The 14,592-nt window shown below is 72.7% G+C and carries 14 protein-coding genes; 8 read left to right on the forward strand and 6 right to left on the reverse strand.

Annotated elements, in window-relative coordinates:
• Positions 1-126: 126 nt before the first annotated feature.
• Genes dapF through LPA42_RS20770 form a run of 3 tightly spaced genes read right to left on the reverse strand, consistent with a single transcriptional unit; the run spans position 127 to position 2,739 of the window.
• On the reverse strand, positions 127-972 hold the full coding sequence (gene dapF, locus LPA42_RS20760) for a diaminopimelate epimerase (RefSeq protein WP_228986792.1): 846 nt from the start codon (positions 970-972) through the stop codon (positions 127-129).
• Between the two features lie 7 nt (positions 973-979).
• Complete coding sequence (miaA, locus tag LPA42_RS20765; RefSeq protein ID WP_096761607.1) at positions 980-1,918, reverse strand: tRNA (adenosine(37)-N6)-dimethylallyltransferase MiaA; 939 nt, start codon at positions 1,916-1,918, stop codon at positions 980-982.
• Positions 1,915-2,739 carry a hypothetical protein gene (locus tag LPA42_RS20770; protein ID WP_198956487.1) on the reverse strand — a complete coding sequence of 275 codons (825 nt, stop codon included), beginning with the start codon at positions 2,737-2,739 and terminating at the stop codon, positions 1,915-1,917. The genes miaA and LPA42_RS20770 overlap by 4 nt, the downstream gene beginning before the upstream one ends.
• Positions 2,740-2,891: 152 nt before the next feature.
• On the opposite strand from LPA42_RS20770, the gene LPA42_RS20775 reads away from it, so the two are divergent.
• The 3 genes from LPA42_RS20775 to LPA42_RS20785 all read left to right on the forward strand — a co-directional run bounded on the left by LPA42_RS20775 (position 2,892) and on the right by LPA42_RS20785 (position 7,408).
• Positions 2,892-4,100 carry a DUF349 domain-containing protein gene (locus LPA42_RS20775; RefSeq protein WP_077936770.1) on the forward strand — a complete coding sequence of 403 codons (1,209 nt, stop codon included), beginning with the start codon at positions 2,892-2,894 and terminating at the stop codon, positions 4,098-4,100.
• Between the two features lie 389 nt (positions 4,101-4,489).
• The gene (locus LPA42_RS20780) at positions 4,490-6,142 is read left to right on the forward strand and encodes a cellulase family glycosylhydrolase (protein ID WP_077936769.1); all 1,653 of its coding nucleotides are present in this window, start codon (positions 4,490-4,492) and stop codon (positions 6,140-6,142) included.
• A 300-nt stretch (positions 6,143-6,442) separates the two neighbouring features.
• Complete coding sequence (locus tag LPA42_RS20785; protein WP_077936768.1) at positions 6,443-7,408, forward strand: polysaccharide lyase family 1 protein; 966 nt, start codon at positions 6,443-6,445, stop codon at positions 7,406-7,408.
• 49 nt (positions 7,409-7,457) lie between these two features.
• Here LPA42_RS20785 and miaB read toward each other — a convergent pair whose 3' ends face one another.
• Positions 7,458-8,957: a tRNA (N6-isopentenyl adenosine(37)-C2)-methylthiotransferase MiaB gene (gene miaB, locus LPA42_RS20790; RefSeq protein WP_077936774.1), complete on the reverse strand. Its 1,500-nt coding sequence runs from the start codon at positions 8,955-8,957 to the stop codon at positions 7,458-7,460.
• Between the two features lie 52 nt (positions 8,958-9,009).
• Between miaB and LPA42_RS20795 the strand changes: the two genes are divergently transcribed.
• Entirely contained in the window at positions 9,010-9,246 is a 237-nt protein-coding gene (locus LPA42_RS20795) for a DUF2277 family protein (RefSeq protein WP_043962479.1), read from the forward strand.
• 114 nt (positions 9,247-9,360) lie between these two features.
• Here LPA42_RS20795 and LPA42_RS20800 read toward each other — a convergent pair whose 3' ends face one another.
• Both LPA42_RS20800 and selD read right to left on the reverse strand, forming a co-directional pair.
• The gene (locus LPA42_RS20800; RefSeq protein ID WP_043962478.1) at positions 9,361-9,840 is read right to left on the reverse strand and encodes a hypothetical protein; all 480 of its coding nucleotides are present in this window, start codon (positions 9,838-9,840) and stop codon (positions 9,361-9,363) included.
• 190 nt (positions 9,841-10,030) lie between these two features.
• Complete coding sequence (selD, locus tag LPA42_RS20805; RefSeq protein WP_077936767.1) at positions 10,031-11,020, reverse strand: selenide, water dikinase SelD; 990 nt, start codon at positions 11,018-11,020, stop codon at positions 10,031-10,033.
• Between the two features lie 194 nt (positions 11,021-11,214).
• Here selD and LPA42_RS20810 point away from each other — a divergent pair, with 194 nt between their 5' ends.
• From LPA42_RS20810 to LPA42_RS20825, 4 genes are all read left to right on the forward strand, one after another.
• Positions 11,215-11,970 carry an amino acid ABC transporter ATP-binding protein gene (locus LPA42_RS20810; protein WP_077936766.1) on the forward strand — a complete coding sequence of 252 codons (756 nt, stop codon included), beginning with the start codon at positions 11,215-11,217 and terminating at the stop codon, positions 11,968-11,970.
• A gap of 58 nt (positions 11,971-12,028) precedes the next feature.
• Entirely contained in the window at positions 12,029-12,964 is a 936-nt protein-coding gene (locus LPA42_RS20815) for a glutamate ABC transporter substrate-binding protein (protein WP_077936765.1), read from the forward strand.
• A gap of 77 nt (positions 12,965-13,041) precedes the next feature.
• Complete coding sequence (locus tag LPA42_RS20820) at positions 13,042-13,698, forward strand: amino acid ABC transporter permease (protein ID WP_077936764.1); 657 nt, start codon at positions 13,042-13,044, stop codon at positions 13,696-13,698.
• Positions 13,695-14,567, forward strand: coding sequence for an amino acid ABC transporter permease (locus tag LPA42_RS20825; RefSeq protein WP_077936773.1), 873 nt, complete (start codon positions 13,695-13,697; stop codon positions 14,565-14,567). Before LPA42_RS20820 ends, LPA42_RS20825 begins: the two co-directional genes overlap by 4 nt.
• Positions 14,568-14,592 lie beyond the last annotated feature (25 nt).

Below are 14,592 nucleotides of genomic sequence, written 5' to 3' on the forward strand. Positions count from 1 at the left end.
ACCCCACGTCCCCCCGGTTCGCCTCGGTGATCAAGAGGTTTGCGTCATCGTCGAGGTCAACCCTGACGCTTCTCTCTTGATCACCGACCCGAGCCGCCGGGGGGCGGCGGGGCGGGACGGGACGGGTCAGTGGGGCATGGTCGTGGGGGTGACCGTGCCGGTGGCGATCAGGAGGGCCGGGCCCGCGAGCCAGCAGGAGTCGTCGGTCACCGTGACCGTCAGGCGACCGCCGGGCACGTCGACCGTCATCGTGCCCGTGTCCCGGCCGGCGTCGCGTAGGGCGACCGCGGCGACCGCGCAGGCGCCCGTGCCGCAGGACAGCGTCTCGGCGGAGCCCCGCTCGTGGACCCGCATCAGCACGTGCCCGTCGGTGCCGTCGACCGGGTCGCCGGGGACGGTGAACTCGACGTTCACCCCGGCCGGGAAGAGCGCCGGGTCGAAGGCGGGGGCCCGGGTGAGGTCGAGCGCGCCCAGCTCCAGCCCGGCCGGCAGGGCGCAGACCAGGTGCGGGTTGCCGACGTCCACGGCGGTGCCGGTGAGGGTCAGCCCGCCCAGGGCGGCGGTCGACGTGTCGTACAGCCGGGGGCGGCGCATCTCCACGGCGATGTCGTCGCCCTCGACGCGGGCCCGCACCAGGCCGGCCCGGGTGAGCACCGGCACGGTGCCGTCGACGGGCGCGGCCAGCCCCTGCTCCAGCAGGTAGCGGACGAAGACCCGCGCGCCGTTGCCGCACATCTCGGCGAACGAGCCGTCGGCGTTCCAGTAGTCCATGAACCACTCGGCCTCGCCGGCCCGGCCCGTCCCCTCGGGGTGCTTGGCGGCCCGCACCACCCGCAGGACGCCGTCCGCGCCGAGGCCCCGCCGCCGGTCGCACAGCGCCGCTACCAGGCCCGGGGTCAGGTCGAGCGCGCCGTCCGGGTCGGGGAGGATGACGAAGTCGTTGCCGGTGCCGTGTCCCTTGGTGAACTCCACGCCCCCATCATCGCGCAACCGCGCCGACGAGACTCAGGGCCGCCTCGGCCAGCCCCGGGTCGGCGGAGTCCAGCCAGTGGATCCGCGGGTCGCGCCGGAACCAGGAGCGCTGCCGGCGGACGAACCGCCGGGTGGCCCGGATCGTCTCGTCGTGCGCCTCGGCCTCGGTCAGCTCGCCGGCGAGGAAGCGCAGCACCTGCTGGTAGCCGAGTGCCCGGCTGGCCGTGCGGCCCTCGGGCAGCCTTCGGTCGAGCAGGCCCCGGACCTCGGCGACCAGGCCGTCGGCCCACATCCGGTCCACCCGCAGCGCGATCCGCTCGTCGAGGGCTGCGGTGTCCAGGTCGACGCCGAGCTGCACCGACGGGTAGTACGGGGTGGGTTCGGGCAGCGCCGCCGTGAACGGGGCACCGGTCAGCTCGATGACCTCCAGGGCCCGGACGATCCGCCGGCCGTTGCCGGGCAGGATGCCCTCGGCCGCCGCCGGGTCCGCCGCGCGCAGCCGGGCGTGCAGGGGGGCGGGGCCGGCGGCCGCCAGTTCCGCCTCCAGCCGGGCGCGCAGCGCCGGGTCGGTGCCGGGGAACTCGAACCGTTCCAGCACCGCCCGCACGTACAGCCCGGAGCCGCCGACCAGCAGCGGCACCCGGCCCCGGGCCAGGATGTCGTCGACCGCCGCGCGGGCCAGCCGCTGGTATTCCGCGACGCTGGCCGGCTCGGTCACCGGCCAGATGTCGAGCAGGTGGTGCGGCACCCCGTCCCGCTCGGCCGGGGTGAGCTTCGCCGTGCCGATGTCCATGCCCCGGTAGAGCTGCATCGAGTCGGCGTTGACCACCTCGCCGCCGAGGGCGTGGGCGAGGGCGATGCTCAGCGCCGATTTCCCGGCGGCGGTCGGCCCGACGACGGCGACGACGGTGCCGCGCCCGGCACGCCCGTCGCTGCCCGCGGTCACGCCGGCTCCCAGGTGGCCACGAAGTAGGCGACGCCGTAGGGCGCGTCGTGGTAGGTCAGGTCGCCCCGCCAGTCGCCGCCCGCCGCCCGGGCCGCGCCGGCCAGCACCTGCCAGGGCGCGCGCCCGGCGACCTTCAGCCGCGCCGACACCGCCGGGTCGAGGCCGAGCAGCGCCTCGGCGTCCGCGCCGGCCAGGGCCCGGGCCACCCCCTCGTCGTACGCTCCCGCGAGCGGGTCGGCGTAGCCGGGGGCCTTCGTGCCGTGGCACGCCGAGCCGTCCCCGAGCACCAGCAGCGCCACCCGGGGGCGGTGCCGGTGCACCTGCCCGGCCAGCGCGGCCAGCTCGGCGGGGGTCGCCGCGGCGGCCACCTGGGCGGCGTCGACCGGCACCCCGACCCGGTGCCGGGCGAGCAGCCACGCGCCCACGGCGAGGCTCAGCGGGAGCGTGGGGGCGTCCGCCGTCGCCGGGGCGTCACCGGCGACCGGGACGGCGCGCGCCGGCAGCGGGCTGTCGTCGTGGGGCCCCGCCGGGAGCGGGACGGACAGGTCCGCTCCCCAGGGGCGGAAGGAGCCGACGGCCGGCGGCGCGATCCACCCGGTGGCCGGCCCCGTGCCCAGCAGCACCAGCCCGTCGGGGGCGCAGGCGAGCAGCCGGGCCACGGCGGCGTCGGCGGCGGCGCGGAGTTCGTCCAGCTCAGCGGCGGCGGCGCCGGCCAGCTCGGGCACGATCAGGGGCGGGTGGGGGCAGACGGCGGCGGCGACCAGAGGCACCCGTTCACCGTAGCGGGACCCGCCGGTGCGTCCCCGCGCCGATCCGGTCATCGGGGGGCTAGGACACCGTATGGTCACGGTCGACGACAGGCGCTCGACGCGGACGGGGGCGGACCTGTGACAATGCCGGGAGTAACTTTGCTGCGCCGTGGCGGCGCTCGCGGGCCCTGGCCCGTCGACGCCGGGAGAACGAGGATGGGCACATGAGCGACTGGACGGCCTTCGGACGGGTGGACGCGGACGGCACCGTGTACGTCAAGACCGCCGAGGGCGAGCGAGTGGTCGGATCCTGGCAGGCGGGCGCTCCGGAGGAGGGACTGGCCCACTTCGCCCGCCGCTTCGCGGACCTGGTCACCGAGGTGGACCTGACCGAGGCACGGCTCAACTCGGGCGCGGCGGACGCCGGACACTCGTTGACCACGATCCGCCGGATCCGCGCCTCCCTGGCCGAGGCGCACGTCGTCGGCGACATCGACGCCCTGGCCGCGCGGCTGGACAAGCTCGCCGCGGTCGCCGAGGAGAAGGCGGGCGAGGCGCGCGCCGCACGGGAGGCCGCGCGGGGCGAGGCCCTGGCGCGCAAGACCGCCCTCGTGGAGGAGGCGGAGAAGCTGGCCGCCGAGTCGACCGGCTGGAAGACCGCCGGGGACCGGCTCAAGGAGATCCTCGACGAGTGGAAGACCATCCGGGGCGTCGACAAGAAGGTCGACGGCGAGCTGTGGAAGCGGTTCGCCGCCGCCCGGGACGGTTTCACCCGCCGCCGGGGCGCGCACTTCGCCTCCCTGGACTCGCAGCGCAAGCAGGCGCAGCAGGTCAAGGAGGACCTGGTCGCCGAGGCCGAGAAGCTGCGGGACTCCACCGACTGGGCGGCCACCGCCAACCAGCTCAAGGACCTGATGAACCAGTGGAAGGCCGCCCCGCGCGCCGCCAAGGAGGCCGAGCAGAAGCTCTGGGAACGGTTCCGGGCGGCCCAGGACGCGTTCTTCACCCGGCGCAGCGAGGTGTTCTCGGCGCGGGACAACGAGCAGCGGGCCAACCTGGAGCGCAAGCAGGCGCTGCTCGCCGAGGCGGAGGCGCTCGACGTCGACGCCGACCCGAAGGGTGCCCAGGCCAAGCTGCGCGAGATCCAGGCGCAGTGGCACGAGGCCGGCCGGGTGCCGCGGGAGGCCGCGGCCGGGCTGGAGCGGCGGCTGCGGGTGATCGACGACAAGGTCCGCGAGGTGATGGACTCGGCGTGGCGTCGGACCACCAAGGAGGACAACCCGCTGCTGGCCCAGATGCGTTCGCAGGTGGCCGAGGCCGAGGAGCGGCTGGCCCGGGCCCAGGCCGCCGGGGACAACCGGCGGATCAAGGAGGCCGAGCAGGCGCTCGCGTCGAAGCGGCAGTTCCTCCAGCTCGCAGAGCAGGCCGGCTGAGCTGACCGTCCCGGAAGCCCCCGGTCCCCCATGCGGGGCCGGGGGCTTCCGGCTGTCCGGGGCGAGTCCCCCGCAGGTTGACGCATCCAGGTGAGCTGATGACAATGGTCCGCGGAGCTAGGTAGCAGCACCGGCGCGAGGGGCACCGACGGCGGGTTCGCCGTCGCGCGTCGCCGGTTCACCGCGAGCAGTTGCGTCCACGTCGCCGTCGTATCCCCGCATCGCGCGTCCCGGGTCGGCACCCCGTGCCTGCCCGTCGACACGCCGGTCGGCAGCACCCCGTGCCTGCCGGTCGGCACGCCGCCCTGCGGGCACCGGGCGACGGCCCTCCCCCTGGTTCCCCGCCCGCGCCGCCCCGTGCGGCCGCCGGCATCCGAAGTGGAGTCCGCATGCACAGATCCACCGCCCTCGGCGGCGCGCTCACCGCGCTCGCCACCGCCGCGGCCGGCGTCCTCGTCGCCGCCGCCGTCGGCACCGCGCCGGCAGCCGCCGCCACCGGCGGCACCGGCACCGGCTACCTGCACACCAACGGCAGCAAGATCGTCGACAGCACCGGCGCGACGGTCCGCCTGACCGGCATCAACTGGTTCGGCATGGAGACCGACAACAAGACCTTCCACGGCCTGTGGTCGAACAACCCGTGGCGCGGTCAGCTCGACACGATGGCCCGCCTCGGCTACAACACGCTGCGCATCCCGTACTCGAACGACGCGCTGAAGCCGGGTGCGACGGCCAGCGGCATCAACGACTTCGTGAACCCCGACCTGGTGGGGCTGTCGCCGCTGCAGATCCTCGACAAGGTCATCGCCTACGCGGGCAGCAAGGGGATGCGGGTCATCCTGGACCGGCACCGGCCGACGGCGGCCGGGCAGTCGCCGCTCTGGTACACCTCCACCGTCTCGGAGGCGACCTGGATCAACGACTGGAAGATGCTGGCCCAGCGGTACGCGAACAACCCGACCGTCATCGGGGCTGACCTGCACAACGAGCCGCACGCCGAGGGCACCAACCCGGCGGCCACCGGCGCCTGCTGGGGCTGCGGCGACACCGCCCGGGACTGGCGGCTGGCCGCCGAGCGGGCCGGCAACGCGATCCTCGGGGTGCAGCCGAACTGGCTGATCTTCGTCGAGGGGGTGAGCTGCCCCAGCGGCGGCCTGTCGGACGTCTGGGACAACGACCCCAGCAACGACGAGGACTGCGGCTGGTGGGGCGGCAACCTGTCCAAGGCCGGGCAGTTCCCCGTCCGGCTGAACGTGGCGAACCGGCTGGTCTACTCCCCGCACGAGTACGCCACCAGCGTCTACGAGCAGAACTGGTTCAAGGCCCCGGACTACCCGGCGAACCTGCCGGCGATCTGGGACAAGTACTGGGGATACCTCTACAAGCAGAACATCGCCCCGATCATGATGGGCGAGTTCGGCAGCACCCTGGCCGACCCGCGCGACAAGGTGTGGCTGGAGAACCTGATGGCGTACACGGGCACCGGGGTCAACGGGATGTCGTTCACCTACTGGTCGTGGAACCCGAACTCGGGTGACACCGGCGGCATCGCGCTGGACGACTGGACCAACGTCAACACCGCGAAGCAGGCGATCCTCCAGCCGTACCTGATCGCGCCGCTGGGCGGCGGGGCCGACCCGACCGGCACGCCCACGCCCACCCGGACGCCCACCGACCCGACGCCCACGCCGACGCCGACCTCCACCCCGCCGCCGACCTCCACGCCGCCGCCGGCCGGTGGCTGCACCGCCACCTACAAGCAGGTCAACTCGTGGGCGGGCGGCTTCCAGGGCGAGCTGACCGTGAAGAACGGCGGCTCGTCGGCGGTCAACCCGTGGTCGGTGACCTGGAACTGGCCGGCCGGGGTCACGCTGGTCAGCGGATGGAACGCCACCGTGACCCAGTCCGGCACGGCGGTGACGGCCGCCGCGCCGGCCTGGTCCGCGTCGCTCGCGGCGGGCGCCTCGGTGACCGTCGGCTTCACCGCCAACGGGTCCGCCTCGGCGCCCGGCACGGTCAAGCTGAACGGCGTCGCCTGCTGAGCCCGCGCGTCACCGCATGACGGCGGCCGGCACCCGACACGGGTGCCGGCCGCTGATCTTTGCGCAGGTCGGGATGGTCGGCACAAAGGGTTTACATCGATCTATGTCTGTGTTTACATCGGAAAGCGCTTGCCTGAGTCTTTCGGCGGGCCAGCACGGGAGCCGCTTCTCACCCCAGGGCAGTCCACACCGGCGGGGAACCCGGACCACCGTCTCCGGCCGACCCAGACGCCGCACCGGGCACCGGCGTCAGCGGTCGGCCGACCGGTCCGCGCACCCGCGACCACCGAAGGGAAGCACATGCGCATCACGGCACGACGTCGCACCACGCTGCTCGCCGCAGCCGCCACCGCCTCCGCCCTCGTCGCCGGAGCCCTCACCGTCGCCACCGCCCCGGCCTCGGCCGGCCCCACCGACCTGGTCGGCTGGGCCACCCAGAACGGGGGCACCACGGGCGGCGGCAGCGCCGCGACCACCACGGTCACCAGCGCCTCCGCGCTGACCACCGCCGTCGGATCCAGCAGCGCGGCGGTGATCCGGGTCTCCGGCACCATCTCCTGCACCGGCATGCTGCGGGTCCGGTCGAACAAGACCATCCTCGGCAACCCGGGCGCGACCATCTCCGGCTGCGGCTTCAACATCAGCGGCGACCGCAACGTGATCATCCGCAACATCACGTTCAGGAGCTGGAACGACGACGCGATCAACGTGCAGGAGTCGGCGACCAACGTCTGGGTCGACCACAACACCTTCACCGGCGGCTACGACGGCGCGGTCGACATCAAGCGCGGCTCGGACTTCATCACCGTGTCGTGGAACCGGGTCTACAACCACGACAAGTCGATGCTGCTTGGGCACAGCGACGACAACGCCAGCCAGGACACCGGCCACCTGCGGGTGACCTACCACCACAACTGGTTCGACGCGAGCACCCAGCGCCACCCCCGGGTCCGCTTCGGCAACCCGGTGCACGTCTACAACAACTACTACTACCGCAACAGCGGCTACGGCGTGGCCTCCACCATGAGCGCCGGCGTGCTCGTCGAGGGCAACTACTTCGAGAGCGTCAGCGACCCGTTCCACCTCGGCGAGGGCAGCTCCGGGCCCGGCACCCTGGTCGCCCGCAACAACTACTTCGTCAGCTCCGGCAGCGGCCAGACCGGCGGCAGCGTGAAAAGCATCCCGTACTCGTACACCCTCGACAGCGCGAGCAGCGTCAAGTCGATCGTGACGGGCGGCGCGGGCGCGGGCCGGATCTCGGTCTGACCCGGCGCAACCTGGTCGGGGCCCGCCGGTGCGGCGGGCCCCGATCGCGTCAGTGCGCCGCGCAGCCGGTCGTCTGCGCGGGCGCCGCGGCCGGCGCGCCGACCGTGGGCAGCCCGAGCAACACCCCGGGGGTACGCGGGGCGCGGCCGGCCTCGGCGGCGTCGCCGGCCCGGGTGCGCCGGTGCGCCAGCGGCTCCCCGTCGGCGTTGAGGTGGTGCGGGGCGGCGTAGGTGACCGTGCTGTGCACGATGTCGCCGGGGCGGATCTGGCCGGCGAGCGACCCCACGTCGAAGTGGACGAGGCGGCCGTCGCGGGCCCGGCCCGACATCCGGCCCGTGCGCTCGTCCTTGCGGCCCTCGCCGACGGCGACCAGCACCTCGACCTGCTGCCCCACCAGCTTGCGGTTCTCCGCCCAGGTGATCTCCTCCACCGTCGCGATCAGCCGCTCGTAGCGCTCCTGCACCACCTGCTTGGGCAGCTGGTCGGGCATGGTGGCGGCCGGCGTGCCGGGGCGCTTCGAATACTGGAACGTGAACGCCGAGGAGAAGCGGGCCTCGCGGACCACGTCCAGGGTGCGCTGGAAGTCGGCCTCGGTCTCGCCGGGGAAGCCGACGATGATGTCGGTGGTGATCGCCGCGTCGGGCATCGCCGCCCGGACCCGCTCGATGATCCCCAGGTATTTCTCCGACCGGTACGACCGGCGCATCGCCTTCAACACGTCGTCGGAGCCGGACTGCAGCGGCATGTGCAGCGAGTGGCAGACGTTCGGGGTCTCGGCCATCGCGGCGATCACGTCGTCGGTGAAGTCCTTCGGGTGCGGGCTGGTGAACCGCACCCGCTCCAGCCCGTCGATCTCGCCGCAGGCCCGCAGCAGCTTGCCGAAGGCGAGCCGGTCGCCGAACTCGACGCCGTAGGAGTTGACGTTCTGCCCGAGCAGGGTCACCTCCAGCACGCCCGAGTCGACCAGGGCGCGGACCTCGGCGAGGACGTCGCCGGGGCGGCGGTCCTTCTCCTTGCCGCGCAGGGACGGCACGATGCAGAACGTGCAGGTGTTGTTGCAGCCCACCGAGATCGACACCCAGCCCGCGTACGTCGACTCGCGCCGCGTCGGCAGCGTCGAGGGGAAGACGTCGAGCGACTCCAGGATCTCCACCTCGGCGGCGGCGTTGTGCCGGGCCCGCTCCAGCAGCGCCGGCAGCGAGCCGATGTTGTGCGTGCCGAACACCACGTCCACCCAGGGGGCCTTGCGGACGATGTCGCCGCGGTCCTTCTGGGCGAGGCAGCCGCCGACGGCGATCTGCATCCCGGGGTGCTTGTCCTTCACGGGGCGCAGGTGACCCAGGTTGCCGTAGAGCCGGTTGTCGGCGTTCTCCCGGACGGCGCAGGTGTTGAACACCACCACGTCGGGGTTACCGTCGGCATCGGCGGCGCGCACGTAGCCGGCCTGTTCCAGCAGGCCGGAGATGCGCTCGGAGTCGTGCACGTTCATCTGGCAGCCGTACGTGCGCACCTGGTAGGTGCGGGGGCTGCCCGCGGCTGCGGTAGTCATGACCCGCACAGCGTATCCGCACGAGCCGACAGAACCCGAACGAGGAGGAGCCGTGTGCCGCAGCATCAAGACCCTGCGTGAGCCGTACGTGCCGGAGGTGAGCCGGGCCGACATCGAGGCGGCGGCGTTGCAGTACGTCCGCAAGATCTCCGGGTTCCGCGCGCCGGCCGCGCACAACGCGGCGGCGTTCGACGCGGCGGTGGCCGCCGTCGCCGAGGCCACCGCGACGCTGCTCGACCAGCTCGTGGTGCGCGGCGGCGCCCCGCAGCGCCCGGCCACCGAGGGCTGAGCCGGGGACGCCGCGGCCCCGGGCCAGCGAACGCTGAACCGGGGCCGCCGGGGGCCGGGCTGGACCGGGGCCGCCGGGCAGCGCCCGGGGCTCCGGGTCGGTCGACCCCGGCGGTCAGGCCGCGGCGAGGGCCGGGAAGACCGAGTCCGGGGCCCACCTCGACCGGTGGCAGCGCGACCAGCCCCGGCAGCCGGGGTGTGCCACGGTGCACAGCCGCTGGTTGCTCAGCACCTCGCCGTCGTCGGTCTCCCGCACGTCGAAGTGCACCGGGCGGATGGTGCCGTCGGGCGCGACCAGCAGGTGCCGGCCGGCGTCGAGGGTGTCGTCGCGCAGCACGCAGTTGCGGCCGAGCAGCCGGGCCAGCGCGGCGACGCAGGGCAGCTCCGTCAGGCTCTCGGGCACCCCGTAGCAGTCCACCATGGTGCCGAACACCCCCGGTGCCTCCCAGACGTCGCAGATCACCGCGTACGTCGGCAGCCGCGCCGGATCGGCCACCGCGAGCGGCATCACCACCCGCCCCAGGGCCTCGGCCAGCGCCGGGTACACCTCCACCGGGGGTGCCCCGTCGATTCTCCAGTTCCACAGCTCGGTCACGCCGCCTCCTCGCTGCGTTCGTCCCACCGGCCTCCGGATCGGGCCTTACTGACGATGGTGGGGGGCATTTGACCGCAGCCGGGGGCAAGTTACCGGTCTGTGACCATTCCGGGCAAAATTTCCTGCACCGCCGTCGCGGACAGTGGCGGAAAGACGACAGTTTATCGGCTATGGTGCCAGCCCCTCGCCGTCAGCGCACGACCAGCAGGTGCTCGCCGCGCGGCAGCAGCTCGCCGATCACCGTGGCCCCCGGCAGCTCCCCGGCGACCAGCAGCCCGCCCGAGGTCTGCGCGTCGGCCAGCAGCAGCCGCTCCCCCTCGTCGGCGCCGCCGAAGTCGGTCCAGGGCGTCACCCAGTCCAGGTTGCGCCGGGTGCCGCCGCTGACGTACCCGTCGCGCAGCGCCTCCCGCGCGCCCGGCAGGTAGGGCACCCGGGCCGCGTCGATCGCCACCGTGAGCCGGCTGGCCCGGGCCAGCTTCGAGGCGTGCCCCAGCAGGCCGAACCCGGTCACGTCCGTGCCGCACCGGATGCCGGCGGCGACCGCCGCCCGGGCCGCGTCCCGGTTCAGCGCCGCCATCGAGGCGACCGCCTCGGCGAACCGCTCGCCGGTGGCCTTGTGCCGGGTGTTGAGCACCCCGACGCCGAGCGGCTTGGTCAGCGACAGCGGCAGCCCGGCCCGCCCGGCGTCGAGGGTGATCAGCTCCTCGGGCCGGACCACGCCGGTGACCGCGAGCCCGTACTTCGGGCCGTCGTCGTCGACGCTGTGCCCGCCGGCCAGGTGACAGCCGGCCTCCCGGGCCACGTCCTGGCCGCCGCGCAGCACCTCCCGGGCCAGCTCCAGCGGCAGCCGCTCGCGCGGCCAGCAGAGCAGGTTGAGCGCGACGAGCGGCGTGCCGCCCATGGCGTACACGTCGGAGAGCGCGTTGGCGGCGGCGATGCGCCCCCAGTCGTAGGCGTCGTCGACGACCGGGGTGAAGAAGTCGGCGGTGGTCACCAGGCCGGTGCGCTCGTCGAGGCGGACCACCGCGGCGTCGTCGCCGTTCTCCAGCCCGACCAGCAGGTCGGCCGTGCCGCTGGCCGGGCCGAGGCCGGCGACCATCGCCTCCAGCTCCCCGGGCGGGATCTTGCACGCGCAGCCGCCGCCACGGGCGTAGTCGGTCAGGCGAAGCGGCTCGGTCATCCCCCCATGATCGCCTCGATCCGGCCCCGCCGCCAGCCGGACGGGCCGGTCGAAGACGGATACCGGACTCCCGGTGCGGATCGTTACCGGTGTTACCGCACCGTGACCAGATGAGTGGCGATCCGCCATGTCGGCCCGCCTACAGTGGCCGGACCGGGGGTCATCCGACCCAGACGTACGTGACGACAGGGACGGTGGACGACGTGACGACGGCCGAACCGCTCATCGTGCTGGACGGGGTCAACAAGCACTTCGGGCCGCTGCACGTGCTGCAGGACGTCTCGCTCTCGGTCGGCCGGGGCGAGGTCGTCGTCGTGATCGGACCGTCGGGCTCGGGCAAGTCGACGCTGTGCCGGGCGATCAACCGGTTGGAGCCGATCAGCTCCGGCACCATCACCTTCGACGGCACCCCGCTGCCCGCCGAGGGCAAGGCGCTGGCCCGGCTGCGCAGCGAGGTCGGCATGGTGTTCCAGTCGTTCAACCTCTTCGCGCACAAGACGATCCTGGAGAACGTCACGCTCGGCCCCGTCAAGGTCCGCAAGGAGAAGCCGGCCGCCGCGCGCGAGCGCGGGCTGGCCCTGCTGGACCGGGTCGGCATCGCCAACCAGGCCGACAAGTATCCTGCCCAGCTCTCCGGCGGCCAGCAGCAGCGGGCGGCGATCGCCCGCGCGCTGGCCATGCAGCCCAAGGCGATGCTGTTCGACGAGCCCACCAGCGCGCTCGACCCGGAGATGGTCGGCGAGGTGCTGGAGGTGATGACCTCCCTGGCCCGCGACGGCATGACCATGGTGGTGGTCACCCACGAGATGGGCTTCGCCCGGCACGCGGCCAACCGGGTCATCTTCATGGCCGACGGCCAGCTCGTCGAGGACGCTCCCCCGGCCGAGTTCTTCGCCAACCCGCGCAGCGATCGCGCCAAGGACTTCCTGTCGAAGATCCTGACGCACTAGGCGTCCGTCCGTGGAGCGCGTCGTCCCCCGGCGGGCTCCGTCGAAGAAGGAGAGAAGTATGCGTATGAAGCGCGTGGCGGCCGTCGCCATGATGGCCTCGCTCGCCCTGTCGGCCGCGGCCTGCGGCAAGGAGGGCACCCCGGCACCGAGCGGCGGCGGCAACGCCTCCGGCGGGGCCCAGGGCGACACCTGCACGACCTCGGGCGCGACCTTCACCCCGAAGGCGGACGCCACCGTCGCGGGCAGCCCCACCTTCGACAAGATCAAGTCCGCCGGCAAGGTCACCGTGGGCGTCAAGTTCGACCAGCCGAACCTCGGCTACAAGGACGCCCAGGGCAAGCGGTGCGGCTTCGACATCGAGATCGCCCAGTACGTCGCCAGCACCCTCGGCGTGGACCCGGCGAAGATCGAGTACAAGGAGATCGCGTCGGCCAACCGGGAGACCGCGATCAAGGGCGGCGAGATCGACTACTACGTCGGCACCTACTCGATCACCGACAAGCGCAAGAACGACATCTCCTTCGCCGGCCCGTACTTCGTCGCCGGCCAGGACCTGCTGGTCCGCAAGGACGAGACGGCGATCACCGGCAAGGACACCCTCAAGGGCAAGAAGGTCTGCTCGGCCACCGGCTCCACCCCGATCCAGAAGGTCCGCGACGAGGGCCTGACCGAGCCGGACAACATCGTCGAGTTCAAGACCTACTCCGAGTGCGTGTCGCAGCTGCTCGACAAGAAGGTCGACGCCGTCACCACCGACGACGCGATCCTCAAGGGCTACGCCGCGCAGAACCCCGACGAGCTCAAGGTCGTCGGCCAGCCGTTCAGCACCGAGAAGTACGGCATCGGCCTGCCCAAGGACGACAAGGCCCTGCGCGACTACGTCAACGACCAGATCGAGGCCGCGGCCAAGGACGGCACCTGGCAGAAGATCTACGACGGCACGCTGGGCAAGTCGGGTTCGGCGGGCAGCCCGCCGGCGCTCGAGCGCTACTGACCGTCGGTTCACCACGTGACGTGGTGCCGGGCGGGGGTCTCCCCGCCCGGCACCCGCCCGAGGACTGAGAGCGAGGCATGGGCGAGTTCCTCCGTGTCCTGACGGACAACTGGACCCTGTACCGGGAAGGGTTCACCAACACCGTTCAGCTGTTCCTGATCGCCGCGGTCGGCAGCCTCGTCCTCGGCACCCTCCTCGGCGCGATGCGGGTCTCCCCCGTGCCGGCGCTACGGGCCTTCGGCGCGACGTACGTCAACATCGTCCGCAACACCCCGCTGACCCTGGTCTTCGCGTTCCTGGTCTTCGGCGTGCCGAAGCTGGACGTGAACATCGATTACTTCGACAGCGCCTGCATCGCGCTGACCGTCTACACCTCGGCGTTCGTCTGCGAGGTGATCCGCTCCGGCGTCAACACGGTCGGCACCGGGCAGGCCGAGGCGGCCCGGGCGCTGGGCATGACCTTCGCCCAGGTGCTGACCCTGATCGTGCTGCCGCAGGCGCTGCGGGCGATGGTGCCGCCGATGATGAGCGTGTTCATCGCAATGCTGAAGAACACCACGATCGCGGCCGGCTTCTCGGTGCTGGAGGCCGGCGCGATCCCGTTCTACATGTCCGAGCGCGGCGAGCCGCAGTTCGCGGTGCTGCTCTGGATCACCATCGGCTTCCTCATCCTGATCCTGCCGCTGGTGGCGCTCCAGCGGTTCCTCGAGCGCAAGTGGAGGGTCGCCCGGTGAGTCAGGCCTCGGTTCTCTACGACCTGCCCGGCCCCAAGGCCCGCCGGCGCAACGCGATCCTCGGCGTCGCCACGATCGCCGGCATCGTCGCGCTGCTCGCGTACGTCGGCTGGAAGTTCTACGAGACGGGCCAGTTCGAGGCCCGCAAGTGGGAGCAGTTCGAATACGCCGCCGTGCAGCGCGAACTCCTCGCCGGGCTGTGGGCCACCCTCAAGGCCGCCGGCATCGCCGCCGTGCTGGCCCTGCTGTTCGGTGCCGTCTTCGCCAGCGGCCGGCTCAGCGACAAGTGGGTGCTGCGGGCACCGGCCAGCTTCGTGGTCGAGCTGTTCCGGGCCATTCCGCTGCTGATCCTGATCTTCTTCGGCTACTACGTGCCGTTGCAGTACGGCTGGTCGATCGACAAGCTGTGGGCCCTGGTCATCGGCCTCATGCTCTACAACGGCTCGGTGCTGGCCGAGATCTTCCGGGCCGGCATCAACGCCGTGCCCTACGGCCAGACCGAGGGCGCGTACGCGATCGGCCTGCGCAAGAACCAGGTGCTGCGGCTGATCCTGCTTCCGCAGGCGTTCCGCTCGATGCTGCCGGCGATCGTCAGCCAGCTCGTCGTGCTGCTCAAGGACACCGCGCTCGGGTTCATCATCACCTACCCGGAGCTGCTCTTCGTCGGCAAGCAGATCGGCGGCCGGCTGGCCTTCGGGCTGCCCTACGTGCCGACGTACCTGATCGTCGCGGCGATCTACATCGCCATCTGCGGGCTGCTGTCGATCTTCGCGTGGTGGCTGCAGCGGCGGCTGGGGCGGATGCCGCGCACGGCCGCGAAGGTGCTGCCGGCCCAGGACGTCGGCGAGGACGCCGCCCGGATGGTCTGACCCCACCCTGATTCACCCCGTTTCG

Origin of the sequence: Micromonospora sp. DH13 (assembly GCF_020873825.1) — a bacterium.
Lineage (GTDB): Bacteria > Actinomycetota > Actinomycetes > Mycobacteriales > Micromonosporaceae > Micromonospora > Micromonospora haikouensis.